Origin of the sequence: Corallococcus sp. bb12-1, assembly GCF_026626765.1 — a bacterium.
Lineage (GTDB): Bacteria > Myxococcota > Myxococcia > Myxococcales > Myxococcaceae > Corallococcus > Corallococcus terminator.
Map to the genome: position 1 here is coordinate 1 of NZ_JAPNJZ010000033.1, position 26664 is coordinate 26664.

Sequence of the window (26664 nt, forward strand, 5' to 3'; positions counted from 1 at the left end):
GGTATTCCGAGGAAGCAGGGAGTCCAGGTTCGTCAGCGTAAACCCATGGGACAAGCCGGGTCGCGGGGACAGCGCAGTGGCGCGCGGGAGACAGACCTTCAACCGCGCACATCCGCCGGGGCCGGGGGAAGCGCGGGGCGCGTCAGTCGCGGCCGGGGCTCCGGTCCGGTTTCGCACGGGCGAGCGCGGCGTGGGCGCGGGCCAGCGTGCCGTGCGGATCCTCTTCGCCCTGCACCGTCACGGCGACGGAGACGCGTTCGGGCACGCCGGGCACGTCGTGGAACTGCTGGCGCACCGCCTCCGCGCCCACCGCGTCCGCTCCGGGCAGCGCGAGCAGGAACGTGTCCCCGGTCCACCGCACCGCGAAGCCCGGCGGAGGGCAGAGGCCGTCCGCGTGCCGGGCCAGCTCCCTCAGGGCGGCATCCCCGGCGTCGAAGCCGCGCGTGCGGTTCAGCGCGCCCAGCTCCACCAGGTCCACCAGCACCAGGCTGAAGGGCAGGCCTTCACGGCGGCAGCGGCCAATCTCCTTGGACAGCCGCTCCTCGCCCACGCGTCGGGTGTCCAGGCCGGTGAGCGCGTCCTGGCGCAGGAGTCCCTCGCGCTCCGCCTTCCCGTCGGAGCCGACGCGCAGGTCCATCAGGGACAGCAGCTGCGCGACGCCGCCGGGCATGACGAAGGGACGCGCCACCCAGCGCACCACGCGCGGCCGGGGCCGCTCCAGCGTGAGCGTCAGGTGCAGTCCGCGCGAGGCCTCCGCCGCCAGGTCCAGTTGCCGCAGCGTGCCGCCTGGATCCGCGCTCAGGCTCGCTACGTGCTGGCACAGCGAATCGAAGGACATGCCCGCCAGCCGCTCCTCGGGCAGCCCCATCAGCTCCGCGAGCGCCGCGTTGGCGGCGTAGGGCTTGCGGCCCGGCGCGACCACCAGCACCGGCACGTCCAGGGCGCGCACCGCTTCGCGCACCAGGGCCAGGGCGCTCGCCTCGCTGAGCACCGGCTCCGACTGGCCCCCCGCGCGCGGCGGAGGCGTGCGGGGCCGGTGGCTGGCCGTGGTGGACTCCAGGCTCTGCGCCACGCGGCCCGCGAGCTCGCGCAGCGCGGCGAGGTCCTCCGGTCCCAGCATCAAGGGCCGCGTGTCGATGACACACAGCGAGCCCAGCACGTCGCCACTGGCGGTGATGAGCGGCGCGCCCGCGTAGCTGCCGACGATGCCGTCGCGCACCAGCGGGTTGTCGCGGAACACCGGGTGGCGCGTGGCGTCCGGCACCACCATGGCCTCGCGGCCCTGCACCACGTGGTGGCAGAAGGCCCAGTCGCGCGGCGTGCCCCGATCGCGTGCCAGCGAGCCCGTGAGGCCCACGTGGGCCTTGAACCACTGGCGGTCGCCCAGCACCAACGTGAGGAGCGCGACGGGGACACCGAAGGCCTGGGCCACTTCGGAGACCAGGTCCTGCAACCGCGCGTCGGGCGGGCCGGGATCCACCAGCTCCAACTCGTCGATGCGCGCCAGGCGCTGCTTCTCCTCCTCGGCGCTGGACTCCAGCAGGCCGCCCCCGGCGAGCTGGCCCGCGAGCGCGCGTCGGACGCCGTCGCGCATCGCGTCCGGGCCCGCGCGCCGGCTCAGGAGCGCGTGGATGCCCAGCGCGTCCTTCAACTGCCACGCGCGCACGCGCAGTTCGTCGAAGGCCGTCACCACCACCACCGCCATGCCGCCCGCGTCCGAGCGTCCCCGCAGCCACGCCAGCAGCGCGAACCCGTCCACCCTCGGCAGCGCCAGGTCCGTCACCAGCAGCGTCGGGGCCCCACGCTGGCGCACCCACTCCTGGGCCTCCGCGCCGTCGCGCGCGACCACGCCCTCCAGCCCTTCCTGGGTCGCGAGCGCGAGCAGCGCCGTGGCGCGGTGGGAGTCCGGTTCGGCGATGAGTGCGTAGCGCGGCATGGTCCACGGCCATGCTGCCATGCCTGCCCCCCGTCCGTACCAGGGCCCCTTTGTCCGGGCTGGCCTGTCCTGGGTGGGCGACAGACGGGGCGCCCACCGGACGACCCAGCGGCGTCACGGCCAGGCCGCGCTACCTCCGCGAATCCCCGGGGAGGGAGCGCGAGGACTCCTCACCCCCAGCGGCGTTCGGCCCACCCGGAGGCGGGACGGAGGGCTCGCTCGGGAAGCGTCCGAAGAGGCGCTTGAGGGCGCCGCGCTGTCGTTGCAGGTCCTCGGTGCGCGCCACCGACTCCGCGAGCGTCACCAGCGCGAGCCCGACGACCCCGGGCAGCAGTGGCACCACCCAGCCGATGTCCGCCAGCAGCCAGCCCACGAAGGCCGTGTGCGCGACGAGGAGCAGCGCGGCCTGGCCCACCACCGCGCCCATGGTTCGCGCGCGTCCCCGCCGCCACAGGAGCAGCGCCAGCACCAGCGCCGTCTCCAGCACGCCCGTGAGCGCCGCCCGCCCGGAGGAGCGCAGCACGCGCCCGGAGCGCAGGTTGTCCATCGCGAACGCGTGGATCTCCACGCCCGGCACCGCGAGCTGGCCGGGCAGGGTGCTCTGGCCATGCAACCCGGTCGCGGTGACGCCCACGAAGACGGCCTTGTCCCGCAGGGCCAGGTCCAACCCCACCGAGGACGGCTTCGCCAGCAGCACGTCCGCCAGGCTCACGCGTGGCAACCAGTCTGGCGAAGGCAGCCGCATCAGGGGCGCCCCGTCGTCGGTGGACGCCACGCGCAGCAGCGCTTCGGACCGCTCCGGCCACAGGCGCAGCGCGGTCGCCAGCGCGAGCGACGGCCACGCGCGCCCGCCCACCTCCACCGCGTAGGGGTAGCGCCGGATGACGCCGTCCGCGTCCACCAGCACGTTGAGCGTCCCACTGCCCCAGGCCGTCATCCGCAGCGGCGCCAGGTTCGTGGTCAGCCCCTTCGCCTTCAACCGCAGGCCTGCGGAGGGCAGGGCCACCGGGGCCAGGGTGTCCCCTTCATGGGGAATCGAACCGCCTTCATCCGTCAGCGCCATGCTGCCCAGGACCACGGTGCCCATCCCGGAGAAGGTCTCCGCGAGCCGCGCATCCCCGTCCTGCGCATGCATCCGCGCTTCCAGCTCTGAGACCAGCTTCGAGCCCTCGGGCAGGTTCGCGAGCCCCGACGCGCGCAGGCGCTCCAGCACGTCCTCGCCCAGGTCCAGAGCGTCGCGCGACTCGGGTTGATCGAAGAGGACGTCCACCACCACCGCGGAGGGACGCTGCGCCGCCAGCGCCTGGAAGGCCCGGGCCCAGGTGGCGCGCGACAGCGGCCAGCGCTCGCCCAGCGCCGCGAGCGCGCGGTCGTCCACCTCCACCAGCACCAGGTCCGCCGTGGTGGGTAGGGGCGACAACAGGCGGCTCACCGCGAAGTCATACAGGGCGCGCTCGCCCAGGCCGGGCGCGCCCCCCATCACCGCCGAGCCCACCGCGAGCAGCAGGCCCACGCCAGCCCCCAGTCCCCGCAGCACCGCGGGCGAGGACAGCAGGGGCAGGGGACCGCGGGCAGGTGGGCTCATCTCATCCAGGGATGTCGAAGCTGAAGATCTTCGAGGGGTAGCCTACGAAGCCGTCCGCGTCCACCGCCAGCACCCGCCAGAACCATTTGCCCGGGCCCGGAGCCGCCCCGGCCAGTGTTGGCGTGGCCGACTCCTGGACCCTCACGTCGCCCGCGAAGTCCGCCGAGGACGCCACCTCCACCCGGTACACCTTCGCCCCGGCGACCGCCTTCCAGACGAGCGCGGGCACCGTCGGATACACGCCCCCGCGAGGCTGCTCCAGCGTCGGGGCCGCCAGCAGGGCCCGAGGCGCTTCCGGCGGGTGGGCCGGCTTCGCCCGCGAACCGTAGCCCGCGCCCACGTCCACCGACGCCGCGTCCACGCCCAGGGCCACCTTGCCCTCCAGCGTCTCCACGCGACTGGTGCCGTCCTCCTGCTGCACCACGCGGAAGCGAGTGCCTCGCACGCCGGCCACCGCGCCGCGCGTGCGCACCTCGAAGACGGAGCCCTTGCCCCCGGGCGCCGCCTCCGTCTCCACCGTGCCGCGCACCAGGTCCAACAGCACCTTGCGCTGGCGCTCCGCCGTCAACTCCAGCGTGCCCAGCCGCACCGCGCTCTCCGGCGACAGGAACACGCCGCTGCCGTCCGCCAGCGACAGCTCCGCGCGGCCGTTCTTCCCCGTCGTCACGAGCTCGCCCGCGTACAGCGAGTCACCCGCGAGCCGAGAGCGCAGGGCCGTGTCCCCCGGTCCCGCCGACACCTGTCCACTGGCCGTGCGCAGCCTCGCCACCGCCGGCTGGGTGGGGCGCTCCACGTACGCGAGCTGCAACTGGCCCGGCGCGTTGGGGATGCCCGGGGGCGCCACGAAGGACACCCGCGTGCGCGGAATCCCCGCCGTCACCAGCACCTCCGCCGCCGCCTTCGCCCAGGCGAGTCCCTGACCCTCCAGGCGCTGCGCGTCCGGCAGCTTCGCGGCCACGGTGAGGCTCCGGATGGCGGGACGGGCCTTCACGGCCTCCGCCACCTCGCGCAGGCACGCCTCGGTCTGGGCGCCCTGGGGCTCCAGGAGGCGCCCTGTGGCAAGCCGCCCGTTGTCGAACGTCAGGCCTCCGCAGGGGCCGTCCGCCTCCGAGGCGAAGCCCACGACGGGTGACGCCAGCAGCGTCAGGGTCAGCATCAACGACGGGGTGCTTGCCCTCACGGCGCCACTCCTTCCGCCGTGTCGGCGGTCTTCACGATGTTGAATTCCACGCGCCGGTTGTTCTCCCGGCCGAGCGGCGTGTCATTGGTGTCCACCGGCTTCGACTCACCGAAGCCCACCGCCTCCAGGCGCATGCCGGAGATGCCCCCCTTCATCAGCCAGTCGCGCACGTTGTTCGCGCGCCGCTGCGACAGGTCCAGGTTCTTCGCGTCGTCGCCCTGGCTGTCGGTGTGGCCTTCCACGCGCACCCGCTCCAGCTCCGGATGCGTCCGGAGGATGGACACCACCTGCTGCAACAGGGGGAAGGACTTCGGCAGGATGACGTCCTTGCCGGTGGCGAAGTACACCTTGTCCAGGATGACGATGCGCGAGCCCTCCAGGCGCACCTTGGACTCGCCCTTGTCCGGGCACCCGTCGTCGTCCTTCACGCCGTTGATGACCTCCGCCTCCAGCGGGCACTGATCCTTCGCGTCCGGGATGCCGTCGCGGTCGTTGTCCGGATCCGGGCAGCCGTCCTCGTCCTCGAAGCCATCCACGTCCTCCGGCGCCGTCGGGCAGCGGTCCTCCGTGTCCGGAATGCCATCGCCATCCGTGTCCACGGGCGCGGGCGGCAGGCTGAGCGCGGGCGGGGGCGCGTTCGCGGGCGTGGCGGCATCCTCCGGGGCCTTCACTTCCGGCAGCGAGTCCGGGCAGCCGTCGTCGTCGCGGTAGCCGTTCACCGTCTCCGGATCCATGGGGCAGACGTCGTTCACGTCGGGGATGCCGTCGTGGTCGTCGTCGGGATCCAGGCAGCCGTCGTCGTCCTGGAAGCCGTCGAAGTCCTCTGGGCCCAGCGCGCAGGTTGGCGTGGGCTTCGGGCCTCCGGGCGTGAAGGTCAGGCCCGCGAGGATGCGGAAGGCGGGCGTGCCGTAGCCGCGCGTCAGGCCAGGGCCCGCGCCCACGTGCGCGGCGAACCCGTTGGCGAAGCGGTACTTCACCGCGCCCAGGACCTCCAGGGGGACCTCCTCCTCGTTGGAGTCCTTCAGGCCCACCGCGCCCGCGAGCGTCGCCTGGGCGGACAGGGCCTGTGTCACCGGCACCTCCGCGCCCACGCCGAACGCGAACTCGTTGCCCACGCGCAGGTTGCGAAGCTGTTCCGTCTGACGAAGGTTGACGCCCACGTTGGCGAGCAGCCGCAGATACGACGTGGCCCACTCACCGGCGATGCGCGGCTGGAAGGTGAGCCCGTCCGAGCCCAGGAAGTTCGAACCGCCCGCCGTGGGCAGGGTGAAGGGCGCCAGCACCGCGAGGTTCAGCGAGCCCCGGGACAGCAGCGCCAGCTTGGGCACCACGCGAAGGTCGCCCAGGCCCGTCTTGCCCACGCCGTTGGCGAACGACTCCGACACGGCGCCCGCGGGCTCTGAACCCGTGGTCGTCACCGGCAGCACCACGCCGATCTCCAACCGGTCGAAGAGGGACACCGCGCCCATCAGGTCCAGGGAGAGCTGCCGCTCCACGATGTGGTAGACGAACGCATCCTCGCGCGGGTCGTAGAAGTTGAGCGGCTGGTGCGCGTAGTTGAGCGACGCGCCCACGTTCCACGTCTTGTGCGGCGCGACGCGCGCGCTGTTCAGCCCGAGCACGTCGTAGGCGCCCGGCCCCGGCTTGTACTGCTGCACGTCGATGGCCTGCGACACCGTGGGCTGCGCGTCCACCCGCGACGTCGCGCCCAGCGTCAGGCCCACCGCCACCATCAGCGCGAGCCCCCGCGCCGGGAGGGGCCCGGCCCTGTGCCGGCCGGAATTGAGGGGCTGGGTCATGCCGTCGTGGTCCACGTTCTTCCTTGTCGCCCGGGAGGCGGTCATTGTCGCTGGCGGGGTCGCGCGCGTCGATGAAACCGTCGCCGGCCGTGTCCACCCGCTCGTTTGGCAGGCCCGCGGCCGTCGGATAACGGCCCGCGGCTCAGTGCGGAGCCAGCAACTGCGAGACGTGCTCGGCCAGGTCCTGCAGGGGCTGGGGCTTGCTGAGCACCAGATCCACCCCCAGCTCCCGGGCCCGGCGGCCCAGGTCCGGGGAGGCGAACGCCGTCAGCAGGACCATGCGCGTGGCGGGCGACGCCTTCCGCACCCGCTCCGCGATGACGAGCCCCTCTTCGGACAGCGTCCCACTCAGGCGCAGGTCGCTGATGACCAGGTCGTAATGCCCGTGCGTCACCCGCTCCAACGCTCCGTCCAGGTCCGTGGCCGAATCCACCGCGTACCCCGCGCTGACGAAGAAGCGGCCGAGCAGCCAGCACAGCACCGCTTCGTCATCGATGATCAACAGGTTCCGGGGCACGCAGGAGGGCATGAGCAAGGTCAGGGCCAACTTCGGGATGGCAGGGGGAGCCAGTACTTCCAGGGACTTGCGCGGAGGCGCGGCGCGGGCCGGACGGGGTTGTCCAGCTTGCGGAATCCATTTTCCAGAATCCGGATCCGCTCCCCGCGCGGTGCGGCGGCTCACTCGCGCATGGGGATGGGGTGGAGCTCATCCTCGTTGGCCGCGTGGGGAATGAGCGCGGACAGGTGGAGGATGAGCACCGGCATCAACTGCGGCTTGGGCAGCAGCTTGGTGATGCCGCTGGCCCACGCGAGCTGCCGCACCTCGTCCAGGGGCAGGGCCGTCATCAGCAGGATGGGGACGATGGCGTCCTGCTGCCGCAGCTCCCGGGCGAACGTCAGCCCCTCGTCCATCCCGGGTCGGCCGAAGGGATGGTCGATGAGGATCGCGTCGAACAGGTTGGTGTCCAGCTGGCTTCGCGCCTGTGCATCCGTGCGAGCCGTGAGGACGGTGAAGCCCGCGGCTGTCAGGTGACGCGCCGTCGCCCCACGAACCGGGGGCTTCGAATCGAGGAGGAGGATTTTCCCGTGCATGCCCCAGGACACTGCAGCGGGTGTGCCATGCACGGCGAAACACGCCAATCCCAGTCAATGCGCGAGATTGGCGGTGAAGGCCGGGGCCAGCGGCCCGGAGGATTCCAGGTTCTGGAATGTCCTCTGGAATCCGGACACTGTTGGGGCCCCAGGGGATGCGGCTGTCAGGAGCCCCGGTGCTGCCAGCCCTTGAGCTTCGCGTAGAGCGAGCTGCGGGAGATGCCCAGCTTCGTCGCCGCGCGCTCCACGTGGCCGCCCTCGCGGGCCATCACCCGTTCGATGTGGCGGCGCTCCAGCTCCTCCAGCGTGAGGTCGTCGCCCAGGGGTTCGTCATGGGGGGCGGATTCGAATCTCAGGTCGCCCCGGGACAGGCGGCTTGCGCCGGACAGGAGCACGGCGCGCTCCAGCACGTTGCGCAGCTCGCGGATGTTGCCCGGCCAGCTGTATGTCATCAGGGCCTTCTCCGCGTCGGGCTCCAGCTCCACCTGGCCCCGGCCGCGCGCGCCGCCCATCTCCGCGAGGAAGTGGCGCGCGAGCACCGGCACGTCCTCGGCGCGCTCGCGCAGCGCGGGCACATGGAGGATGAGGGTGCTGATGCGGAAGTACAGGTCGCTGCGGAAGCGCTTCTCTCGCGAGGCCAGTGACAGGTCCTGGTGCGTGGCGGCGACGAGCCGCACGTCCACGCGCCGGTCCTTCACGTCGCCCAGCCGCCGGAAGCGCTTCTCCTCCAGCACCTTGAGCAGCTTGGGCTGGACGGCCACGTCCATGTCGCCAATCTCATCCAGGAACAGGGTGCCCCGGTCCGCCACTTCCAGGAGGCCCTGCTTGGCGGCCACCGCGCTGGTGAAGGCGCCCTTCTCATGGCCGAACAGCTCCGAGTCCAGCAGGTCCTTGGACAGCGCGGCGCAGTTCAGGTCCACGAAGGGCGCGTCCTTGCGCGAGCCGCCCTCGTGCAACCAGCGCGCGAGCACGCTCTTGCCGCTGCCCGTCTCGCCGGTGACGAGCACGGGACTGTCACTGTCGCGCATTCGCTCCGCCTGGTCCTGCAGGAACCGGATGGCCCCGCTGTCGCCCAGGAAGGGATCCACCCGCGAGCGGGCCGTGCGCGAGCGGTCCGCGGCGTGACGCTGACGTTCGCGGCGCTGGGACACGAGCCGCTCCAGCACCACCTTGAGCACCGCCAGCTCCACCGGCTTGGTGAGGAACTGTTCGGCGCCCTCCTTCACGGCTTGCACGGCCAGCTCGATGGAGCCGTGGCCGGTGAGCACCACCAGGGGCACCGCCGCGTCGATCTCCTTGAGCCGGGGCAGCAGCTCCAGCGCGGTGCCGTCCGGCAGCCGGTAGTCGATGACGGCGACATCGGGCCGGTGGGAGCGGAAGCCCTCCTGGGCCTCGGCCACGCTGGTGGCCTCGTCCACGTCGAACCCGTGCTGGGTGAGGTAGCCCTTCATGCCCAGGCGGACGCCGGGCTCGTCGTCCACGAGCAGGATGCGGGTGCGGGTCATGAGGCTTGCGATTGATGCGAAGGGCCGGAGGCGACGGCCGGGGGGCTGACGGGCAGCAGGATGGTCACCTCGGCGCCTCCCGCCGGATGGTTGGACAGGCGGATGCGGCCCTGGTGCTCCTCCAGGATGCGCTGGACGATGGACAGGCCCAGGCCGGTGCCGCCCCGGCGCTTGCTGAAGAAGGGCTCGAAGACGTGGGGCAGGTCCTCCGCCTTGAAGCCGGGCCCGCCGTCGTGGACGGTGCAACGCACCCACTCGCGGCCTGCTTCCTCCACGGCCTCCACGGCCATGTGCACGGTGCTGCCTTGCGGCGAATGCTGCACGGCGTTCTCCACCACGTTGCGGAAGACGTGGAACAGGCGGCGCGAGTCCATGCGCACCGGGGGCAGCCCTTCCGACAACTGGCGGGTGAGCTTCACCGCCGCCTTCTCCCCAGCGAGCTCGCACGAGGACAGGGCCTCCGACACCACGGAGCCCACCGCGCCGTCGGCCCACTCGCCCCGGGCGGGCCGGCCGTATTCGAAGAGCTCCTGGGTGAGGTGCGTGAGCCGGCGCACCTCGCCACGCAGCACGTCCAGGTACGGCTGCAATTCGGGGCGCGTGCCGAAGGTGGCCTCCACCGCGTCCACCACGGCGGAGATGGAGAACAGGGGGTTTCGCACCTCGTGGGCCACGCCCGCGACGATGGCGCCCATCGCGGCCATCGTCTCACTGCGGCGCACGTGTGCCTGGAGCTCCAGGAGCCGGGTGATTTCGGTGGCCACCAGGATGATGCGCGGATCCTCGCTGCCGGCTTCATCCACCCACGCGGCGGCCAATTCCCAGGTGCGGCTGGACGCGGCGTCGTGCACCTGGCGGTTCGCGGTGCCGTGCGTCTGGCGCAGCTCCTCCACCAGGGGTTCCGCGCTGGACCAGGGAGGCGCGCCCACGGTGGAGGACAGCGGCTGGCCCGTGGGGTCCGCCTGCTGGAAGAGCGCGCCAGCGGCGCCGTTGAGGCGGTGGATGATGCCATCCGCGCTCAGCACCACCAGGGGCGAGGACACGGCGTCGAAGGTGCGGCGCCATTCGGTGGCGGAGCGGCGGAAGCTGTCGTGCAGGCGCTGGCGCAGGTCATCCGCGAGCCGCCGGTCGGTGACGTCCGTGACGACGCAGCCCAGGTGCACGGCGTCCTGCGCGTCCAGGCCGGAGGCGGCGGCGCGGCTTCGCACCCAGCGCACGCGGCCGTCGGCGCAGATGATCCGGTGCTCCACCTCCGCCTCCGCGCCGGGGGACAAGCCCTCGATGCACTCGCGGTAGCGGGCCCGGTCCTCCGGGTGGATCATCTCCGCCCACAGCGGCGCGGGCGTGCCCTCCGGCCCGGGCGTGGTGAAGGCGCTGGGGGGATATCCGGTGGTGCGCTCGATGACGGGCGTGCAGTAGAAGTCGCGCAGCACTCCGCCGCGCAGCTTGCCGCCCCAGAGGTAGTCCGGCAGCGAGCGGGTGAGCACGTCCAGCCGGCCCTCGTGTTCCTGGAGGGATTGCTCGGCGCGCAGCCGCTCGGTGACCTCCGACAGGGAGGCGATGACGCCCAGCACCTCGCCGCCGGAGCCGCGCACGCGCGAGTAGCCGCCGAACCAGAACCGCGCCTCGCCCGGGGCGGCGGGCGTCTCCACCTGGAGGCTGACGTCCTGCAACGGCGCGTCCGTCTCCAACGCGCGGGCGAGCCGGGGCGCCAGCACGGTGCCCAGCGCGGGCAGCACCTCGGTGACGTGGCGGCCCAGGTGCGCGCTCACCGGCAGGCCATTCATCGCGGCGAGCGCGGCGTTGACGTGCACGTATTGAAGGTCCCGGTCGAAGAACGCGAAGCCCACCGGCGTGATGTCCATCACCGCGTCGCGCAGGGCCCGGGCGTCATCCGCCCGCTTCAGGGCCCGGGCGCAGTCTCCCCGCGTTCGAGCCTGCGCGCGCAGCATCACCCACGCGCCGACGGTCGCGAGCAGCACCGCGCCTCCCGCCAGGACGGCGAGGCGGGGCACGGGAGCCCAGGCTCCAGTCGCCGCGCCCAGCGCGCCCATGAGCACACCGCAGGCGAGGACGAACGAGGCGGCTCGGAGCAGGGACGACGACGGAGGTGGAGTGGACATGACGCGCGGAGAGCGCGCTGGACTCTACCTCAGACCGCCGGACCCGCGATGATGTCGGGCGGTCCGGGGCGGTTCGGATCATGGGCCGGTGGATCCGTGATGCCCGGCTCGATTTCAGGATCCTGCTGGGGCGCAGGCGGTTCCCGGCGCGGGGGCTCCCGCTGCGGCGGATCCTTCTCCGGTACCTGGGGCCGGGGCGGCTCGATTTCAGGCGTGGGCTTCGGGTCCGGCTCCTTCACGGGCTTCGTCGGCGGATTCGTCTGTGGGTTCGTCGGCATGTGCTCCCACACTGTGCACGCCCCGCCCCCAGGGCACCGGGCCCCGTGACCCGGCGCCGGCCGGTGCGCGCTTTTCAACGGATCCCGGAGCCAGCCGCGCGAGTCATCCGCCCGGAGCGGGCGCGAAGCGGTCGTCCTCCTGGGGCAGGCTGTCGGTGCGATGGGCACCGTCCCCATCCGAGGGGCGAGGCGCGGCCCACACCTCCACGACCGCTTCGATGCGCGGGGTGAGCTGGAGCATGGAGCTGGGAAAGCAGCGCGTGGGCAGGGCCGCGAAGAGCCGCCGGGCAAGCTCGGCTTCCGGGGGGCTGCCCACGGCGACGTGGGGGCGAACGATGAGGTCGGTGAAGCATGCGGCCTGCTCGGGTCCGCCGCTCACCAGCCGGGCCGTCGCGCTGCTCTGGTAGAAGAGCACGCGCACGCCTGCTTCCCTGGCGTCAGCCAGGAAGGCCTGCAGGGCGCGGCCTTCCACCGCGCCCACCAGCAGCGCCTCCGGGGCCCACGTCCCGTCCGAGGCCCGCTCCTCCACGTTCAGCGGCACGCCAATCGGAACAGGGGGCGCCTGATCGCTTGTCAGCACAGCCCCCCGTTCTCCCTGCCAATAGAGGCGAGTTTCGTACTCGGTGATGGAAACGGAATTCATCGGGCGTCTCCTCGGCAAGGACTGTCGCGGTGCGCTTTCAACACGCATGCCATGACAATGCTTCGCAACTCGCGGGCCATCGCCCTGAAGTACGAGTCTTCCCAGGTAGGACACTGATCGCGAGACCACACGTGCCCTGACCCTAGATGCGGACCGCCTGGAACGGCCCTTCCGGACAATATCGCCCCGGCTGGCTTTGCCTCACATCCAGCGCCTCTTTCGACTGTCACGGGGAGCTGCATGGACATGAATCAATGGGGCGGGAAGGGCGGAGTGTTGGCGGCATGGCTTTGCGCGGGAGGTGAGACCGTCCGCGGTCTTGCCCGGGCTGGAGCCCGTAGGGCCCCGGACGCGTCAGCCGTCTGAGCGTCCACGCACGAGGGACGTCCCATGCGGCTGGAAGGCCGCCTGCCCGAGGGTGGGCACCCCCAGGCCGCATGGGCACCGTCAGCACGCATCCCCTTCTTGTGATTCATGAATGACGAGAGGCACCCCATGATCGAGGCCTACGCGAGTCAACTGATCCAGGCACCCGTGGATGTCGTCTGGGACCGGGTGGGAGGCTTTGACAGCCTCCCTCGCTGGCATCCAGGCATCGTCTCCAGTGAGCGGGTGGCCCACCCCGGGCCAGGCGCGGGGCCGCTGCGCCGGCTCACCACGCGGGCCGGCGAGGTGTTCCTGGAAGCGCGGCTGGAACACGACGCGCATGCGCGCAGCTACGCGTACGCGATGCTGGAGGGGCCGCTGCCGGTGCGCGACTACCAGGCGAAGCTGCGGGTGACGCCGGTGACGGCGACCGGGCAGACCTTCATCGAGTGGTTGGCGACGTTCTCCCCGAAGCCCGGACACGCGGACGAAGCGGAGGCCCTGGCCCGCAAGGTCCGCGACGAAATCCTCGCTCCGGGACTCACGGGACTTGCGCACACGTTCCTGCCGCCCACAGCGAAGGCCCCGACACCGGACCGGGCGTGGCGGCGCTGAAGGCTCACAGCCTCTGGAGGAAGCGCACCAGGTCCTGCTTCTGCGTGGGGGTGAGCATTTCCGGAAATCCGCCCGGGAACTCGGGCGGGTGCACCGGCAGCACGACCCCGGCGAAGCTGGCGCCGGGCAGGATGAAGCGGCTGTAGGTGTCCACCGCGTCCGCGAGCGTGGCGTGGCTGTTGTCGTGGAAGTAAGGCGCGGACCGGCCGATGCCGCGCAGGGAAGGGACGTCGAAGGCCTCGAACTCCGCGGGGTCGCCGCTGATGAGCGCGCGGCCGGGGTCCGTCGAATACCACTGGGGTGCGAGCGCCGGGCCGGTGATGGGCGCGCCGTTTTCGTCCAGCGCGGGGACGAGGTCGTCCGGGTCTCCGCTCGCGGTGACGGGGATGGGCGGCAGGTCGGCGACGGAGTGCTGCCGGGTGGCGTCCGTGTAGAAGCGGAAGCGGTACTGGGGGAACGGCACGGAGTCGTTGAAGAGAGGCACGGCGCCGCGCTGCCCCAGATACGTCATGAACGAGAAGCCGATGTTGAGGAACTCGCTGTGCGGGCGGGGCACGCTGGCGGGCTTCGGTGGCTGTCCGGGCGTGAGGGTGTAATGGATGTTGCCATCGGGTTTGATGGCGAAGAAGAGCGCGTCATGGACGTCGCGCCGCACGATGCGGTTCTTGGTGCGGTCTCCGTGACACGCTTCGCAGGCGAGGGCGTAGACGTCCCGGCCTCGGCGTTCGGCGGCATCGAGCACGAGGAGCGCGTCGGGATCCGGGATCTTGCCCAGGGGGAAGCCCAGCTCCAGCAGGTCCGACACGAAGCGGGCGCGGGGTGAGCTGAACACGCTGCGCTCGAACGCGGCGATGCGATTGCGCACGGTGGCGGGCACGGCGCCGCCCTCGCTGTGGTTCGTGACGGCGCTCTGCACCTGTTCGGTGAGGCTCGTTTCACGGCCATCGAACTGGAAGGGGCCGGAGAAGCCGACGTCCGCGATGCTGGGGACGCCGCGCCAGACGGAGATCTTCCGGTCCGGTGACGTGACGACGTTCCCCTGCACGTCGATGACATCCATGTTCGGGGGAAGGGGGAGGACGACACGCACCAGCCCCTTCTTGAGGTGCGCATAGGTTGGGACGGCGGCGGTGGGGTCATCCGCGTCGATGCGATTGAACAGCGGGTCCCCGGGGTTTCGTGCCCAGACGGTCTCCACGTGCGCGGGCGTGAGGGCGGTGTTGTCGGAGAGGACGTGGCATGTCGCGCAGGAGCGGCCGTTGGTGCCGGGCAGTGCCTCCTGGAAGTGCTGCTTCCCCGCGAGCGCCAGGGCAGGGGACACCAGCTCCGCCTGGGACGTGACGGGTTCGGAGACGGCTTCGACGGAGGTTCCTGTCTCGGTACAGCCCGTGAGCACGAAGACTCCCACCGTGCACGCGATGAATCGACGCCCTGCCATGTGCTTCCCTCCCGGATGATGCGGCGGATGAGGGAACACCGGGAGGCGCCGTGCGTGTCACCCGTGCCCCAAAAGGTCCGAATCCGGTGAATCGTCCACGGTCCCCTTGAACCAGGGTGTGAATTCCCCGGACTTCCGGGCAGCATCTCCCCACACCGGGAGGGCAGGGGACCATGAACACCATCCGCAACGACAAGCAGGCGGCGAAGCTGAAGTTGGATCGCATCTCCGCGGCTCCGCCGAAGAAGGCGGACCGGGATGAGGCGAAGACGGAGTTCGACGCGCTGGGCGAGGAGCTGTTCGACCTCCAGGACCTCCTCTGGGGCGCGAAGATGAACTCCGTGCTCATCGTCCTCCAGGGGCGCGACACCGCCGGCAAGGACGGCACCATCAAGCACGTGGTGGGCAGCCTCAATCCGCGCGGCGTGAGCGTCACCTCCTTCGGCGTACCCAGCACCGAGGAGCGTGAGCACGACTTCCTCTGGCGTGTCCACCGCGAGGCCCCGCGCAAGGGCGAGTTCTCCATCTTCAACCGCTCCCACTACGAGGACGTGCTCGTGGCGCGGGTGAACTCGCTGGTCCCCAAGCCGCTGTGGAAGCTGCGCTACCAGCACATCCGCGACTTCGAATCGCTGCTCACGGAGCACGGCACCATCGTCCTCAAGTTCTTCCTCCACATCAGTCAGGAGGAACAGGAGCAGCGCCTGCTCGCGCGCGAACAGGAGCCGCGCAAGGCGTGGAAGATCAGCGCCGGGGACTGGGAGGACCGCAAGCACTGGGGCGACTACACGCGCGCGTATGAAGAGGTCTTCGCCCGGACGTCCACCGAGCAGGCGCCGTGGCACCTGGTCCCCTCGGACGCCAAGTGGTACCGCAACCTCGTGGTGGCCCGCACGGTGGCGGAAGCCCTGCGCCCGTACCGCAAGCAATGGCAGGAGCGCCTGGACGAGGTCGGCGTGGAGAAGAAGACGGAACTCAAGGCGTGGCGCAAGAAGCGCTGACGCGCGAGCCCCTTCCACCGGGCAGCGGCCCGCCGCGTCGGCACTCCGCGTCACGATGACGCGGGGACACGCCCGAACGCCGTGCGGACCGCTGACCCGGCCATGACATGGCGATGCGACAACGATGGCTGTCATCCGCCCCGGTGTTTCGCCGGGCGGTCACCGTCGGAGTCTCCGCGCCATGGAACGAACCGCGTCGCATTCGAGCAAGGACCTCATTGCCCGCACGCGTGCCTTCGCCACACAGGACGCCGTGCGCTCGGGTTGGGCCCTGGGGTCCACCTATGCGGCGCTGGCGGGCGCGGTGGCGCTGGCGGTGGCCGCGCCCTGGTGGCCCCTGCGCATCGTGGGAGGTTTCATCGAAGCGCTGGTCCTCATCCGCGCCTTCATCCTCTTCCACGACGCCATGCACGGCGCGCTCCTGCCGAAGTCCAAGTGGGCGAAGGCGCTCTTCCAGGTCCAGGGCATCCTCACGCTCACGCCCGCGCGCATCTGGAATGACACGCACAACCACCACCACGCGAACACGGCGCGCATCGAGGCGGACTCCGCCGGCACCTTCGTCACGTGGACCACGGAGCAGTGGCGCAAGGCCACGGGCTGGCAGCGGCTGGGCTACGTGGTGGAGCGCCACCCGGTGACGCTGTTGTTCGGCTACGTCACCGCGTTCCTCATCAGCCTGTGTCTGGTGCCGTTCGTGAAGAACCCGAAGCGCTACTGGACGTCCGGGCTCGCGTTCGGCCTGCACGTAGCGCTGTCGGTGGCCGTCTGGCATTTCTTCGGCCTCGCGGTGTACCTGTGCGCCTTCGTGGGCCCGTTGTTCGTGGCGTACGCGCTGGGCACGTACCTGTTCTACGCGCAGCACAACTTCGACGACGTGGCCATCCTGCCGGACGCGGACTGGACGCACGCGGACGCGGCGCTGGAGGCCAGCAGCTACCTGCGCTGCGGGCCGGTGATGGCCTGGTTCACGGGCAACATCGGCTACCACCACGTGCACCACCTCAACCCGCGCATCCCGTTCTACCGGCTGCCGGAGGCGATGGCGGCCCTGCCGGAGTTGCAGGGGCCCCACGTCACCGCGCTCACGCTGAAGGATATCGTCGGCTGCCTGCGATTGAACCTGTGGGATCCGGCGCGGCGACGGATGGTGCGCTACAGCGACGCGGTCGCCAGCTACTGACGTGTGACCCCGAAACGGCTTTCGAGCCAGTGGACGGCGAAGGCCACCATCGGCCGGGCTTCGACGAGCACCGAGGGTGCATCGCCAATCAAACCCCTGCGACCCTGGCCGGTGGCGAGGAAGGCTTCGACGATTTCGGCGAAGAAGTCGTCCGCGAGTCCCTCCACCACCGGGTCGCTGGTGTCGAACTCCTCGAATTCGCGCCAGACGGTCCGCCCGTCGATGAGGAGCGGCGCCTCGTAGCGAAGGACGCGCTTGTGGGGGATGTCGGCGAGGTGCTCCGCATGGTGGAGCAGCGTCATGGTGTCGAGCGGCGCACCGAGCATCAGGGTCTTGCCATCCGCGGCGACCAGTTTGCCGAAAGGGGACCGGGGCCCATAGCCGTAGTCGAGCGCATGGTCGGAGGTGAACCACTCCGCGCGGCCTCCCAGGGCAGCGCAGGAGGCGCCGGGATTTCCGCTGCGTCTGGCGCCGGGCGTGGTGCGAAGCAGCTCTGGGAAGGCGCCGTTGTCGCGGGTTGAACGGGAGCGGAGCGGATCAAAAGGGGGAATCTGGTCGCGCAGCTTCGGAGCATCGTGGACTTCGTCCGGAAGCTGCCAATCGCAGTAGCCCAGCAGGGTGCCCTCGGGCCCCAGCACATCACCGATGGCGGCGATCAGCATGTCGGGGCCACCCAGGATCGGCCCGACCGAGCGCAGGGCGGCATGGGCCAGGACAGAATCACCGAGTTCCAGCCCCAGTGTCTGGAGTTGCTCGGCCAGAACCGCCCGGGTCCAGATGGAGGGTGGGGAAGGGGGCTTGTTTGGGGAGGTCATGAGCGTCCGCCAATCTCCGGGAAGCGCTCGTAGGCTCGCAGGAGCGTGTCCAGGTGGGCGGGGTCGTCCAGATCGAGCGGCGCATCCGTGAGTTGCACAATCCACCCCCCTGTCGCGGTCCGGCGCGAACGTGAAAGCAGGTCCGCGTCTCGGGCGGGGTCCGGAAACCCGATGGCTTGCGCGGACGCGGCGGACCAGTAGTTCAGCCACCCGAGGCAATGCGGAAGCGCGGGCGAGCGGAGCTTCTCTGGGAATCTGAGCGCTGGGAGCCCCCGGGGCGGAACTCCTGGCTTGTGCACCGGATCGATTGTCTGCCGTGAGATCTCCACCGCCGCTTTGGACGGCGTCGCATGTCCCCACAGCGCGAGTGCGCCCTCCGCCACGCTCTCAAGCAGGCCCGGCGCCGCTGCGCTCATGGCTTCGTCCAGCGGCAGCTTTGCGTGGACATCCAGCAACGGTTGCCCGCCCGGAGCCTGGCTGCCGGGCGTTTGCAATCCATAAACCGTCACGGGGTAACCCTCGTCTCCGTTGCACACGAGCTGGAACCCCCCTTCCTTCGTCTCTTCTTCAAGCCACGCGTCGCGCTGAGGCAATGCAATGAGCTGTCCGTCTTCGGAGACCTTCCATTCCAGACGCAAGCCGGGGAGCGCCCGCTCCATCCCATGGACGACCGCGAGCGAGCGACCGTCGTTGCCCACGAGCGCGGGTGCGTAGACGATGATGCCAAGTCTTTTTCGAGTCGTCATCGTTCGCACCCCGTGACCACGAGATCGAGGGTGCGCTCTTCTGCTTCCAACGCTTCTTTGTGCGCTTGGGTGCTCACGCCGACGACGAAGCCATATCCACAGGCCGCCGCGATGCCTCGTTCCTCCCGCATCTTGACTGCTTGATCCTTGACCACCTGACGCTGGAGAAAATCACTGTACGTGTCGAATTGATCGGTTTTGATCTCCCACAGGACACGCACGCCCACTTGCAGCGCATCGAAGCGCAGGCCGTCCACGAGCACGTCCATCTTGGGATACCGATTGGGCGGAAACCTGTCGGCGCACGCGTTGTGCGCATCGTCTCCACCCCGATGGGGCACTGGGATGGGCTCGCATCTGGCGTGGCGCGTCCGGTCCAGGGGCCCGGGCGGCAATGGGGGCTGCCAGTCCTGCCCGGCGGGTTCCGGCTCAATCCGGGGCTTCCGTTTCGCCACGGCCTCCACGGGTGTCGCCTGCGCTCCTCGCGCGGTGCCTGCTTCCTCGGGATAGAGCTGTCGCAGTTCATGGGCGTCCAGCTCCTCCTTGATCGCGACGGCGACCACCACCACGCCAATGATGATCACGGCTCCCACGACGAGCTCAGGGGCAACCAGGACGCAGGCTCCAAGACCCAGTGTCGCCGCGCCCGTGGAGGCGACCGTGCACCGTCCCGTCGGGTCGTGAAACCGGATCCGGTCAGGGTCGAGCGCCTCGAAGCAGCGCTCCACCACCAAGGACCAGGGCTGGGACGCCTCCTGGACGACGCATCTGCCGTCGTCACCCCAGGGCAGCTTCGCCGCTCGCTGGAGGTTTGCGACCCTCGTGTTCCGGGCCATGCGCTCTCCCGGGAGCGGTGCTGGCGTAGCACAGGCCGAGAGGGCGAGGAGGAGTGCGATGCAGGCGCGGAGACCCATGGGCACGTCCCTTCAATCCAGCAGGACAGCCGTGGGTATCACCTGCGCATAGCCCATGCCCAGGGCCGCCAGGAACGCGGCATGGACGTGGGCCGCGGGCACGACCTGCCCTTGGAATTCCAGGCTCCGGGCCGCGCAGGCGTCGGAGAGGACGGTGACCGCGTAGCCCAGGTCCGCGGCCGCGCGCACCGTGGCGTCCACGCACATGAGGGTCATCATGCCGGCGACCACCAACTGCTTCACGCCCAGGGCCCGCAGGTGTGTCTGGAGGTCCGTGTCCCGGAAGCTGTTGGGGAAGTGCTTGAGCACCACCGGCTCTCCCGGCTGGGGCGCGACCAGGGGATGGATGTCCGCGCCGGGTGTTCCCGGCAGGAAGAAGGTAGCGCTCGGCCCCATCGACTCATGGCGGATGTGGAGGACCGGCAGTCCTCGCTCCCGGAAGGCGTCCAGGACCGCTCGGGCCCGGGTGGCCGCGGCCTCGGTCTGGTCCAGTTCGAACCGGCCGCCCGGAAAATAGTCATTCTGGATGTCGATGAGCAGCAGCGCGGCGTGCTCCAGGGGCTTCTCCACGGATGTCCTCCTCTACGCATGGGAGTGCGATGCCCGGATGTGTATCCAGGTCCGACTCCCGGCGGGAGTGTCCGGATTGACAATCTCCAGGCGAAAAACGACAAGCGACCATGTCCGCCGAGCAGCTCACGACCCGCATCGCGGTGCTGGCCCTGGAGGGCTGTGTGGCCTCCAGCGTGACAGGTCCCCTGGATGTCTTCGCCATGGCGAACATCCTGGGTCGCGAACAGGGGCTGGGGGAGCCTTTCGCGGCGGAAGTCGTGTCCCTCCGGCCCGGCCCGGTCCGCAGCTTCCATGGCGTGGAAGTGGCCGCGCGACACGTGCCGGGCCCCTCGGACTGCTTCGATCTGATCCTGGTCCCGGCGATGGTGGGCCCCCTGGAAGGAATCGTGGCCGAGCGTGCCGTCGTGGCCTGGCTGGCGGAACAGCATGCGCGGGGAGCGCGGTTGGCCGCCGTATGCGCCGGAGTCCTGCTGCTGGCCGAGACAGGGCTCCTGGATGGCCGGGAGGCCACCACGCACTGGGGGCTCGCCCAGTCCTTTTCGGCCCGCTACCCACGGGTGACGCTCAAGTCGGAGCTGCTGGTGGTGGACAACGGCGATGTGCTCACCGCGGGTGGCGTCACCGCGTACCTGGACCTCTGCCTGCACCTGGTGGCGCGACACGCCTCGTCGGAGCTGGCCATGCACTGCGCCAGGATGCTCCTGGTGGAGCCCGCCCGCCGATTCCAGGCACCCTTCGCGGTGCACACCTCACCCCGGGGGCATGGCGACTCCGCGGTGCTGCTCGCCCAGGACTGGCTGGAGGCGCACCTTTCGGGTCCGGTGACCCTGGCGGACGCCGCCCGGGCCGCGAGCCTTGGCCAGCGCACCCTGCTGCGACGCTTCCGCAAGGCCACGGGCGACACTCCCCTGGACTACGTCCAGCGTCTGCGCATCGAAACCGCCAAGCGCCTCCTGGAGACCACCCCCCGCACCGTCGAGGACATCACCCAGGCCGTCGGCTACGCGGACGCCACGTCCTTCCGACGTCGCTTCAAGGCACGCACGGGCCTGACACCCGATGGGTACAGACGCAGATTCGTCATTCCCAAGCGGTGAAACATCTGGCCTGCAGCCGTGGCTGCTACCGCGCTCCCTGAGGCAGTGTGTACTGGAAGTCGTAGGAGTGCTTGCCGCCTGCGGCGATGTCGATGGTCATCGAACCGGCGAGCCCCACGAGCTCGCCGGTTCCGGAGTCCGGCACCACCGTGATGACGAGCTGGGGCGCGCCGCGCGTCATCGTCCCGGAGTGCTGGAGCGCGAAGGTGCCGCCGCGGCCCTCCAGCGTGCCGGTGACGTGCTCCATCGCCACGTACCCCGCGGAGCCCTCCACGGGCGTGCGCACCGCGAGCATCTGCCCCTGGCTCGTGGCCTCCAGCGCGCCGTGGTAGCGCTTGTCCAGGTTCATCCGGCCCGGGGCCGCCTCCACCGCGCCTGCCTCCGGGGCCATGGGGGTGAGCTTTACGTCGAAAGGGCCGCTTGCACGCTTCGTCATGGGACTGGCTCCGTTGCTGGCTGGGCGGACGGATATGCCAGGACCCCGGGCGCGGGATTGCAAAAACGCGACAGCCCCCGTGTCAGCCGATGGCGGCGAACACCGGCTCCTGGCTGGTGTTCAGGCGGAAGAAGGGTTCCAGTTGGGCGCGCGTCATCTCCACGACGCCGTCCGGGTAGAGCGGATCCGCGACCAGGTACTTGCCGTCCGCCGTGCGCCCGAGCACCGCCATGAAGTGCCCGTCTCCCTCCAGGTGGTAGGCGTCTTCGTCGGGGAAGCTCGCGCTCCATTCGGAGCCCACGTTGCCCGGGCACACCACCGTCTTGCCTGAAGCCAGCGCGTCATCGAGCGCGCCCCAACCCGTCCCCTGGGACCCTCCGGCGCCCATGCTTTCCGCGGCACTGGTGACGGCGGAGATGTCCGTGTTCTCCCCGTCCTGATCGACCCCCCGGTACTGCTTGCCGTTCACCTCCACCATGGAACTCTCGGCGTTCGGGTACATCAGCCCCCGGGCGTAGTCGATCTGCTGTTCGGGCGAGAGGCCCTCGGGCATCTTCCCCTGGACGCGCAACGCCATGGCCAGGCTGGTGGGCCCGCAGTTCCGGGTCGACGTGTCCCCCTCAGGGTTGAACTTGTCGGTCTTGAACTGCGTGATGAAGTAATCATTCGCGGCATCCACCGTGCTCGGCAGGTTCGGCGCGAGCAACGGGCCTGCATACACATACTCGCTGAGGTTGACCGACCGGCTTGCGGCCAGCTCGTCGTCGTTCAGCCCCAGTTGATTGCACAGCTTCTGGAAGCTCACGTCCTTGGCAGAGCTGTAGTCGATGAGGTCCTGCGCGGTCTTGATGCCGGGGTGCTCCGCCAGGAACGTCTGGAGTCGGGTGTTCCGGAGGATCCGGCCCGCGTTCGACGTGGCCCCTGTTCCCTCATAGCGGGACACGACGGTCGAACTCCCACGGGGGGCGCCCTCCAGGCGGGGCTTCAGGATGTTCGTGGAAGGCCGCGGTTCGAAGGCGTCACGGGCGAACGGCGCGGGCGGCGGAATTGACGGCCGGGACAGGGCGCCCGGCGGTGGCTGCGGCTGTGCCGGTTGGAACTGCGAGACCTTCGGCGTGACGAGATTGCGCTGGAGCTTCATGTGGCTTCCCCCTCTGGGCTTCGTCTCTTGGATGAAACGCTCACCCAGTGTCACGCGGCAGCCGCCCTCCGATGAATTAAGCCGAGTTAAATCGGATGCTCGCAGGGCGAGGACGGAGGATGCGCTCACGGAAGCGGATGACAAAATCGAAGCCGATTTCCGTTGTCGCTGCTGGCGTAACTGCCGGTGGGCGCTCTCCAGATAATCCTGGGCGGAGGGCCCTGTCCCAGCCCACCAGGGTCGGGTGTCCAAAGGAGCATGAAGCGGATGCACGACCTGGGAGGACCGATGATGCGAGTTCTGAAGAGAGTGATGTTGGTGGGATGCTGTGCGCTACTCGGAGCCTGTGGCGAGGAGGAAGGCGCCCAGGACGCGGGAAACCCGCCCCGTTACGCAATCCAGGTGCACATCCCGTTGGAGACGGACCCCTGCGGCGTTACGACGGCGATGGCGTCTTTTGATGTGCCTATCGAATCCGTGCCGCTGGACGTGGACAAAGACTCCATTCACGGGGCGATGCTCGATGTCCCCGTGGGCCCGCAGCACCCCGTGTACGTGAGCGCATACAACGGCAGCGGCCTCCTGGTGTACTCGGGGAACTCGTCCGTGGATGTCGATACCGAGGGGGAGGGGGCCGCGAGCATCTTCATGTTCAGCCATCCCCAGAACTGCCCGGGCGCGGGCTCCGACGGCATCCGCATCATCGGCCTTCTGCGGACGGGCCGCATCGACACCGCCAGCAGCTTTTGAAGGAGGCTCTTGTTTCCGCTGAGCGCCTGTTGAACAACGCACTGGCCCGATCGCTCCATTTCAATGGGCTCTCATCTCACCGCGGTGCGAGCGGACGCTGTGGCTATTATGGGGCCATCACCAGCTTCGACACGTCGGAGCCAGGGAGTCTCTGGTCCAACAACACCTGGGAGGACGGAACGGTCCTTCCGCCCTCGAACTGGCGGTGCTCCGGCACGGAGCGCCTTCTCTCGTTGGACTGTCGAGATGCTCGAAAAAGCGGCGAATGCGAGGATTGAATAACGGCGTCTGACAAAGTCACGCTGCCGCAGTGACCACGGTTCCCAGGGCGATCGCGCAGAGCTTCTCCTCGCCGTCCTGGACCGCGAAGATTTCGCACTGGCAGATGGCCTGGCGCTTCCCGACGCCTTTCGCCTGGGCCCGGGCGATGAGCAGCGAGCCGACCGCCGGCTTCAGGTAGTTGATCTTGTACTCCGACGTGAGCGCATTGCCGCCCAGCGCCAGCCCTCCCGCGAACGTGATCGAATTGTCCGCGAGGTAGCTGAGTACGCCCCCGTGCACGAAGCCGTGCTGCTGCTTCAGGGGATCGGTGATGGGGAGTCGGATCTCCGCGGTGCCGGGGCCCGCATGCGTGAGCAGTGCGCCGAGAAACTGGCTGAACGCCTGGGCTGCGAACACCTGGCGCGCGAACTCTTGAAGGTCGTCCAATGCGAACTCCTTGGGAAGGGCCGCATATTATCCCTGAACCGCATTGCGTCTTCGTCGCGCCGGCTCTTGCCAGTCGCACCGACGGGCTGACCGTCGCAGGCGTGGAGGCTTCGGGCTCGCACGGTTCGGTCGCGCGGCGGTGGTCACCGCATGCCGCGCGGGTAGACTCGCGCTTCTCATGGCGCTTCCCCATTCCGGCCTCTTCCGCACCCTCCGTCGACGCCGATGGCTGCGTCGGCCCTTTCCTCCCGAATGGTCCGACCCCCTGGAGCGCCACGTCCCCTTCGCCCAGGAGCTCGCGCCAGAGCTGCGCCAGCGATTCCTGGATCTGCTCAAGCTCTTCATCTGGGAGAAGGAGTTCATCGGGGCAGGGGGCTTCACGATCACCGACGAGGTCCGGGTCGTGGTGTCCGCCACCGCCGTGCGCCTGGTGCTCCACCTGGACCTCTCCTATTACGATCGCTTGAGGGAGATCATCGTCTATCCAGACGCGTTCCGGCTTCCGGACCGCACCGGCGTGGTGCTGGGCGAGGCGAAGAACTGGGGCAGCGTCATCCTGTCGTGGCAGGCGGTGCTGGCGGGACTGCGCGACCCGAATGACGGCCACTCCACGGCCACGCATGAGTTCGCCCATGTCCTGGACCGGGAGGACGGAAGCTTCGACGGTACCCCCCAGCTGCGCCGCTACTCGCACTACGCGGCCTGGGCCTCGGTGATGGGCGAGCACTACCTCAAGCTGCGCGAGGGCCGTCGTCCCGAGCGAGCGGTGCTGGACGACTATGGCGGGCTCAACGAGGCCGAGTTCTTCGCCGTGGCCACCGAGTCCTTCTTCGAGAAGCCGCGTCAGATGAAGGAGCAGACGCCGGACCTCTACGAGGAACTCATGCGCTTCTACGGATGGGATCCGGCGCGCGGGTGAGCGGCTCCGGGCTGAGCCCGGCGCTCCTTCATGAAGCGACTGAGAAGCCGCGGCCCGGCGGGTCCATTCAGGGCCCGCCCGAGAGACCCACCGGACCGGGGCGGCTCAATTCTCCAGCATGGGTTTGCCCTGATGGGCCACCAGCAGGTCATGCATGTCGTTGGCGTGCTCCTCCTCCTTGGTGAGGATGTCCTCCAGGAGCCGCCGGGTGGTGGGATCGTGGTCCGCGAAGTAGCGGATCATGTCGCGGTAGGTCTCGATGGCGATGCGCTCCGCCACCAGGTTCTCGCGGATCATGTCCACCAGGTTCTGGCCCTCGACGTACTGGCTGGCGCTGCGGGACAGCAGCCCCTCGGGGTTGAAGTCCGGCCGTCCGCCCAACTGGTTGATGCGTTCGGCGAGCCGGAGCGCATGGTCCTGCTCCTCGCGCGCGTGCTGGCCGAACTCCTCCTTCACCGCCTCGCTGTGGATGCCCACCGCGGAGATGTAGTGGCTCGTGTAGCGCAGCACACAGACAATCTCGGTCGCGAGCGCGTCGTTGAGCAGCTTGAGCGTCGTCTCGACGGTGCCCTGGTAGTTCTCCGTGACGGCGCCTTCCTCCAGATGCTCACGGGCTCGGCGGCGGATCTCCTGGATGTCGGTGACGAACGGCGGCGGCTGTACTTCGGCCATGGTGGTTCCTCCCGGCGGCTGCGTGTCGGGAAACTGGGGTGGGGGAGGCGCGGGAGGCCACCCCACCTGCCCTGGAGCCCCGGGAGGGCCACGCCCGTCCGTCCCGCCCCGGAGAGTGAAGGGCGAGCCAACGGGAGGACGCTTCGAACCGTCACCGTCCGTGGTGCGGTTCCGCTTGGGACGGCTCCGTGTGGTGCGGCTCCGCGTGGGGCGTGGGCGAATGGGGAGCCTCGTGTGGCGCGGCGGGCTCGCTCCTCGGTACGGCTTGCTCATGCGGCACGGTTGCCTCGGGCCTCGCGACAGGCTCCGCATGAGGCGCGGCTGCTGGCGAAGGCCCCGGGTGAGGGGCGGAAGACGTGGGCCGTGAAGGCGTCACCGTGGGGCCGGTGCGTGCGCGGGGAGGGTGGCCCGTGGGGGGCGTCATGGGCTTCGCGAGAGGGATGGGCTGTCGGGTGACGCGCGCGACCTCGGCGGAGGTGGGGCCCGGGTTCCAGGAGTCGCCGAGGTGGGAGACGACGTGTTCTCCCACCGGCTGCGTCTGACGCAGCAACGCGGGTGCGCGCTCGGGCGGTGCGAGGTGCTGGCCCACTTCCGGGCGCAGGAAGTCGCCCGTGCTCACGAAGTTCCATGACAACCCGATGCTCAGCCCCGGAGGTGGCAGGGGCTGCCAGCCGATGGAGGCCTCGTCCCACCGCCAGTCCACCCAGGCCGGGGCCCATTCACTGTCGGGCCACCACACCCAGCCGACCGAGGGCTTGTTGAACCACCGGCCGTAATGGAAGGGCGCCCAGCCCCAATCCCAGTCGGTTTCGAAGGTCCAACCCCAATCACTGGACACCCAGCGGCCCCCGGTGGCGTAAGGCGCGAAGTCCGTGCCCACGACCCTGGCTTCGGGGCGCCAGACCCAGCCCACGTCCGGGAGGTTCAGCCAGGTGCCATAGGGAGACAGCACGTCCCGGAACTGCGTGATGGCGCTGCCCTCCGTCACGGCGCTCGACGTCACCTGGGGCCCGAAATCCTCCGGGCCCATCGCGCAGCTGGAGGCCGCCAGGAGTGCGATGACACTTGCGCCCGTGGGCCGCAGCCAGCGCATCCGCGTGTTCCAGGGGCCCATGTCCGCTCTCTTTCGTGGGGGTTCTGTCCTGGAAG

General features: G+C 70.0%; 26 protein-coding genes. 6 read left to right on the forward strand and 20 right to left on the reverse strand.

From position 1 onward, the window contains the following. Positions 1-142 precede the first annotated feature (142 nt). The 10 genes from OV208_RS38290 to OV208_RS38335 form a co-directional block, all read right to left on the reverse strand. Complete coding sequence (locus OV208_RS38290) at positions 143-1936, reverse strand: diguanylate cyclase domain-containing protein (protein ID WP_267578902.1); 1794 nt, start codon at positions 1934-1936, stop codon at positions 143-145. Between the two features lie 130 nt (positions 1937-2066). Beyond that, complete coding sequence (locus OV208_RS38295) at positions 2067-3521, reverse strand: CHASE2 domain-containing protein (RefSeq protein ID WP_267578904.1); 1455 nt, start codon at positions 3519-3521, stop codon at positions 2067-2069. A gap of 1 nt (position 3522) precedes the next feature. Next, the gene (locus OV208_RS38300) at positions 3523-4701 is read right to left on the reverse strand and encodes a FecR family protein (RefSeq protein WP_267578906.1); all 1179 of its coding nucleotides are present in this window, start codon (positions 4699-4701) and stop codon (positions 3523-3525) included. Next, positions 4698-6500 carry an OmpA family protein gene (locus OV208_RS38305; RefSeq protein WP_324291454.1) on the reverse strand — a complete coding sequence of 601 codons (1803 nt, stop codon included), beginning with the start codon at positions 6498-6500 and terminating at the stop codon, positions 4698-4700. The genes OV208_RS38300 and OV208_RS38305 overlap by 4 nt, the downstream gene beginning before the upstream one ends. A gap of 142 nt (positions 6501-6642) precedes the next feature. Further along, complete coding sequence (locus OV208_RS38310) at positions 6643-7029, reverse strand: response regulator (RefSeq protein ID WP_267579077.1); 387 nt, start codon at positions 7027-7029, stop codon at positions 6643-6645. Positions 7030-7178: 149 nt separating this feature from the next. Then, positions 7179-7592: a response regulator transcription factor gene (locus OV208_RS38315; RefSeq protein ID WP_267578911.1), complete on the reverse strand. Its 414-nt coding sequence runs from the start codon at positions 7590-7592 to the stop codon at positions 7179-7181. Positions 7593-7756: 164 nt separating this feature from the next. Further along, on the reverse strand, positions 7757-9097 hold the full coding sequence (locus OV208_RS38320) for a sigma-54-dependent transcriptional regulator (protein ID WP_267578912.1): 1341 nt from the start codon (positions 9095-9097) through the stop codon (positions 7757-7759). After that, the gene (locus tag OV208_RS38325) at positions 9094-11112 is read right to left on the reverse strand and encodes a PAS domain-containing sensor histidine kinase (RefSeq protein WP_267578914.1); all 2019 of its coding nucleotides are present in this window, start codon (positions 11110-11112) and stop codon (positions 9094-9096) included. Before OV208_RS38325 ends, OV208_RS38320 begins: the two co-directional genes overlap by 4 nt. Positions 11113-11249: 137 nt before the next feature. Continuing rightward, positions 11250-11498 carry a hypothetical protein gene (locus tag OV208_RS38330; protein WP_120545243.1) on the reverse strand — a complete coding sequence of 83 codons (249 nt, stop codon included), beginning with the start codon at positions 11496-11498 and terminating at the stop codon, positions 11250-11252. Positions 11499-11601: 103 nt separating this feature from the next. Continuing rightward, entirely contained in the window at positions 11602-12141 is a 540-nt protein-coding gene (locus OV208_RS38335) for an OsmC family protein (RefSeq protein WP_267578917.1), read from the reverse strand. Between the two features lie 495 nt (positions 12142-12636). Here OV208_RS38335 and OV208_RS38340 point away from each other — a divergent pair, with 495 nt between their 5' ends. Then, the gene (locus OV208_RS38340; RefSeq protein ID WP_267578919.1) at positions 12637-13122 is read left to right on the forward strand and encodes an SRPBCC family protein; all 486 of its coding nucleotides are present in this window, start codon (positions 12637-12639) and stop codon (positions 13120-13122) included. Between the two features lie 4 nt (positions 13123-13126). Here the strand turns inward: OV208_RS38340 and OV208_RS38345 are convergent, their stop codons facing one another. Beyond that, the gene (locus OV208_RS38345) at positions 13127-14560 is read right to left on the reverse strand and encodes a cytochrome c peroxidase (protein WP_267578921.1); all 1434 of its coding nucleotides are present in this window, start codon (positions 14558-14560) and stop codon (positions 13127-13129) included. A 173-nt stretch (positions 14561-14733) separates the two neighbouring features. On the opposite strand from OV208_RS38345, the gene OV208_RS38350 reads away from it, so the two are divergent. Both OV208_RS38350 and OV208_RS38355 read left to right on the forward strand, forming a co-directional pair. Then, entirely contained in the window at positions 14734-15561 is an 828-nt protein-coding gene (locus OV208_RS38350) for a polyphosphate kinase 2 family protein (protein ID WP_267578923.1), read from the forward strand. A gap of 181 nt (positions 15562-15742) precedes the next feature. Next, positions 15743-16744 (forward strand): fatty acid desaturase family protein, encoded by a 1002-nt coding sequence (locus OV208_RS38355; RefSeq protein WP_267578925.1) that lies wholly within the window; start codon positions 15743-15745, stop codon positions 16742-16744. On the opposite strand, the gene aac(3) is transcribed toward OV208_RS38355, so the two are convergent. The 4 genes from aac(3) to OV208_RS38375 are packed head-to-tail and all read right to left on the reverse strand — an operon-like array spanning position 16738 to position 19789. After that, complete coding sequence (gene aac(3) / locus OV208_RS38360; RefSeq protein WP_267578927.1) at positions 16738-17559, reverse strand: aminoglycoside 3-N-acetyltransferase; 822 nt, start codon at positions 17557-17559, stop codon at positions 16738-16740. The two genes, OV208_RS38355 and aac(3), sit on opposite strands and share 7 nt — an antisense overlap. Next, positions 17556-18305: a DUF5953 family protein gene (locus OV208_RS38365; RefSeq protein WP_120544356.1), complete on the reverse strand. Its 750-nt coding sequence runs from the start codon at positions 18303-18305 to the stop codon at positions 17556-17558. Before OV208_RS38365 ends, aac(3) begins: the two co-directional genes overlap by 4 nt. Then, positions 18302-19219 (reverse strand): DUF6310 domain-containing protein, encoded by a 918-nt coding sequence (locus tag OV208_RS38370; protein ID WP_267578929.1) that lies wholly within the window; start codon positions 19217-19219, stop codon positions 18302-18304. The genes OV208_RS38365 and OV208_RS38370 overlap by 4 nt, the downstream gene beginning before the upstream one ends. A gap of 12 nt (positions 19220-19231) precedes the next feature. Then, on the reverse strand, positions 19232-19789 hold the full coding sequence (locus tag OV208_RS38375; protein ID WP_267578930.1) for a cysteine hydrolase family protein: 558 nt from the start codon (positions 19787-19789) through the stop codon (positions 19232-19234). A gap of 110 nt (positions 19790-19899) precedes the next feature. Here OV208_RS38375 and OV208_RS38380 point away from each other — a divergent pair, with 110 nt between their 5' ends. Continuing rightward, positions 19900-20889 (forward strand): GlxA family transcriptional regulator, encoded by a 990-nt coding sequence (locus OV208_RS38380; RefSeq protein ID WP_267578931.1) that lies wholly within the window; start codon positions 19900-19902, stop codon positions 20887-20889. 25 nt (positions 20890-20914) lie between these two features. Here the strand turns inward: OV208_RS38380 and OV208_RS38385 are convergent, their stop codons facing one another. Both OV208_RS38385 and OV208_RS38390 read right to left on the reverse strand, forming a co-directional pair. Then, the gene (locus OV208_RS38385) at positions 20915-21325 is read right to left on the reverse strand and encodes a DUF3224 domain-containing protein (RefSeq protein ID WP_267578933.1); all 411 of its coding nucleotides are present in this window, start codon (positions 21323-21325) and stop codon (positions 20915-20917) included. An 82-nt stretch (positions 21326-21407) separates the two neighbouring features. Next, positions 21408-22466, reverse strand: a complete 1059-nt coding sequence (locus OV208_RS38390) for a C39 family peptidase (RefSeq protein ID WP_267578935.1) — start codon at positions 22464-22466, stop codon at positions 21408-21410. A gap of 462 nt (positions 22467-22928) precedes the next feature. Here OV208_RS38390 and OV208_RS38395 point away from each other — a divergent pair, with 462 nt between their 5' ends. After that, positions 22929-23216: a hypothetical protein gene (locus OV208_RS38395; RefSeq protein WP_147448941.1), complete on the forward strand. Its 288-nt coding sequence runs from the start codon at positions 22929-22931 to the stop codon at positions 23214-23216. Positions 23217-23513: 297 nt separating this feature from the next. Here OV208_RS38395 and OV208_RS38400 read toward each other — a convergent pair whose 3' ends face one another. After that, positions 23514-23924 carry a PaaI family thioesterase gene (locus OV208_RS38400; protein ID WP_267578937.1) on the reverse strand — a complete coding sequence of 137 codons (411 nt, stop codon included), beginning with the start codon at positions 23922-23924 and terminating at the stop codon, positions 23514-23516. A 178-nt stretch (positions 23925-24102) separates the two neighbouring features. Here OV208_RS38400 and OV208_RS38405 point away from each other — a divergent pair, with 178 nt between their 5' ends. Beyond that, entirely contained in the window at positions 24103-24843 is a 741-nt protein-coding gene (locus tag OV208_RS38405) for a M90 family metallopeptidase (protein ID WP_267578939.1), read from the forward strand. A 105-nt stretch (positions 24844-24948) separates the two neighbouring features. Here the strand turns inward: OV208_RS38405 and OV208_RS38410 are convergent, their stop codons facing one another. Beyond that, positions 24949-25515 carry a ferritin-like domain-containing protein gene (locus OV208_RS38410; RefSeq protein ID WP_267578940.1) on the reverse strand — a complete coding sequence of 189 codons (567 nt, stop codon included), beginning with the start codon at positions 25513-25515 and terminating at the stop codon, positions 24949-24951. Between the two features lie 151 nt (positions 25516-25666). Continuing rightward, complete coding sequence (locus OV208_RS38415) at positions 25667-26629, reverse strand: DUF6600 domain-containing protein (protein ID WP_267578941.1); 963 nt, start codon at positions 26627-26629, stop codon at positions 25667-25669. Positions 26630-26664: the final 35 nt, after the last annotated feature.

Excerpts from the sequence above, each read along its gene's own strand:
- OV208_RS38390 (WP_267578935.1), bottom strand. The coding sequence starts at position 22,466 with ATGAAGCTCCAGCGCAATCTCGTCACGCCGAAGGTCTCGCAGTTCCAA.
- OV208_RS38405 (WP_267578939.1), top strand. The coding sequence starts at position 24,103 with ATGGCGCTTCCCCATTCCGGCCTCTTCCGCACCCTCCGTCGACGCCGA.
- OV208_RS38415 (WP_267578941.1), bottom strand. The coding sequence starts at position 26,629 with ATGGGCCCCTGGAACACGCGGATGCGCTGGCTGCGGCCCACGGGCGCA.
- OV208_RS38370 (WP_267578929.1), bottom strand. The coding sequence starts at position 19,219 with ATGGGTCTCCGCGCCTGCATCGCACTCCTCCTCGCCCTCTCGGCCTGT.
- OV208_RS38315 (WP_267578911.1), bottom strand. The coding sequence starts at position 7,592 with ATGCACGGGAAAATCCTCCTCCTCGATTCGAAGCCCCCGGTTCGTGGG.
- OV208_RS38410 (WP_267578940.1), bottom strand. The coding sequence starts at position 25,515 with ATGGCCGAAGTACAGCCGCCGCCGTTCGTCACCGACATCCAGGAGATC.
- OV208_RS38340 (WP_267578919.1), top strand. The coding sequence starts at position 12,637 with ATGATCGAGGCCTACGCGAGTCAACTGATCCAGGCACCCGTGGATGTC.
- OV208_RS38380 (WP_267578931.1), top strand. The coding sequence starts at position 19,900 with ATGTCCGCCGAGCAGCTCACGACCCGCATCGCGGTGCTGGCCCTGGAG.
- OV208_RS38385 (WP_267578933.1), bottom strand. The coding sequence starts at position 21,325 with ATGACGAAGCGTGCAAGCGGCCCTTTCGACGTAAAGCTCACCCCCATG.
- OV208_RS38305 (WP_324291454.1), bottom strand. The coding sequence starts at position 6,500 with ATGACCCAGCCCCTCAATTCCGGCCGGCACAGGGCCGGGCCCCTCCCG.
- OV208_RS38330 (WP_120545243.1), bottom strand. The coding sequence starts at position 11,498 with ATGCCGACGAACCCACAGACGAATCCGCCGACGAAGCCCGTGAAGGAG.
- OV208_RS38320 (WP_267578912.1), bottom strand. The coding sequence starts at position 9,097 with ATGACCCGCACCCGCATCCTGCTCGTGGACGACGAGCCCGGCGTCCGC.
- OV208_RS38345 (WP_267578921.1), bottom strand. The coding sequence starts at position 14,560 with ATGGCAGGGCGTCGATTCATCGCGTGCACGGTGGGAGTCTTCGTGCTC.
- OV208_RS38350 (WP_267578923.1), top strand. The coding sequence starts at position 14,734 with ATGAACACCATCCGCAACGACAAGCAGGCGGCGAAGCTGAAGTTGGAT.
- OV208_RS38290 (WP_267578902.1), bottom strand. The coding sequence starts at position 1,936 with ATGCCGCGCTACGCACTCATCGCCGAACCGGACTCCCACCGCGCCACG.
- OV208_RS38295 (WP_267578904.1), bottom strand. The coding sequence starts at position 3,521 with ATGAGCCCACCTGCCCGCGGTCCCCTGCCCCTGCTGTCCTCGCCCGCG.
- OV208_RS38310 (WP_267579077.1), bottom strand. The coding sequence starts at position 7,029 with ATGCCCTCCTGCGTGCCCCGGAACCTGTTGATCATCGATGACGAAGCG.
- OV208_RS38335 (WP_267578917.1), bottom strand. The coding sequence starts at position 12,141 with ATGAATTCCGTTTCCATCACCGAGTACGAAACTCGCCTCTATTGGCAG.
- OV208_RS38365 (WP_120544356.1), bottom strand. The coding sequence starts at position 18,305 with ATGACGACTCGAAAAAGACTTGGCATCATCGTCTACGCACCCGCGCTC.
- OV208_RS38355 (WP_267578925.1), top strand. The coding sequence starts at position 15,743 with ATGGAACGAACCGCGTCGCATTCGAGCAAGGACCTCATTGCCCGCACG.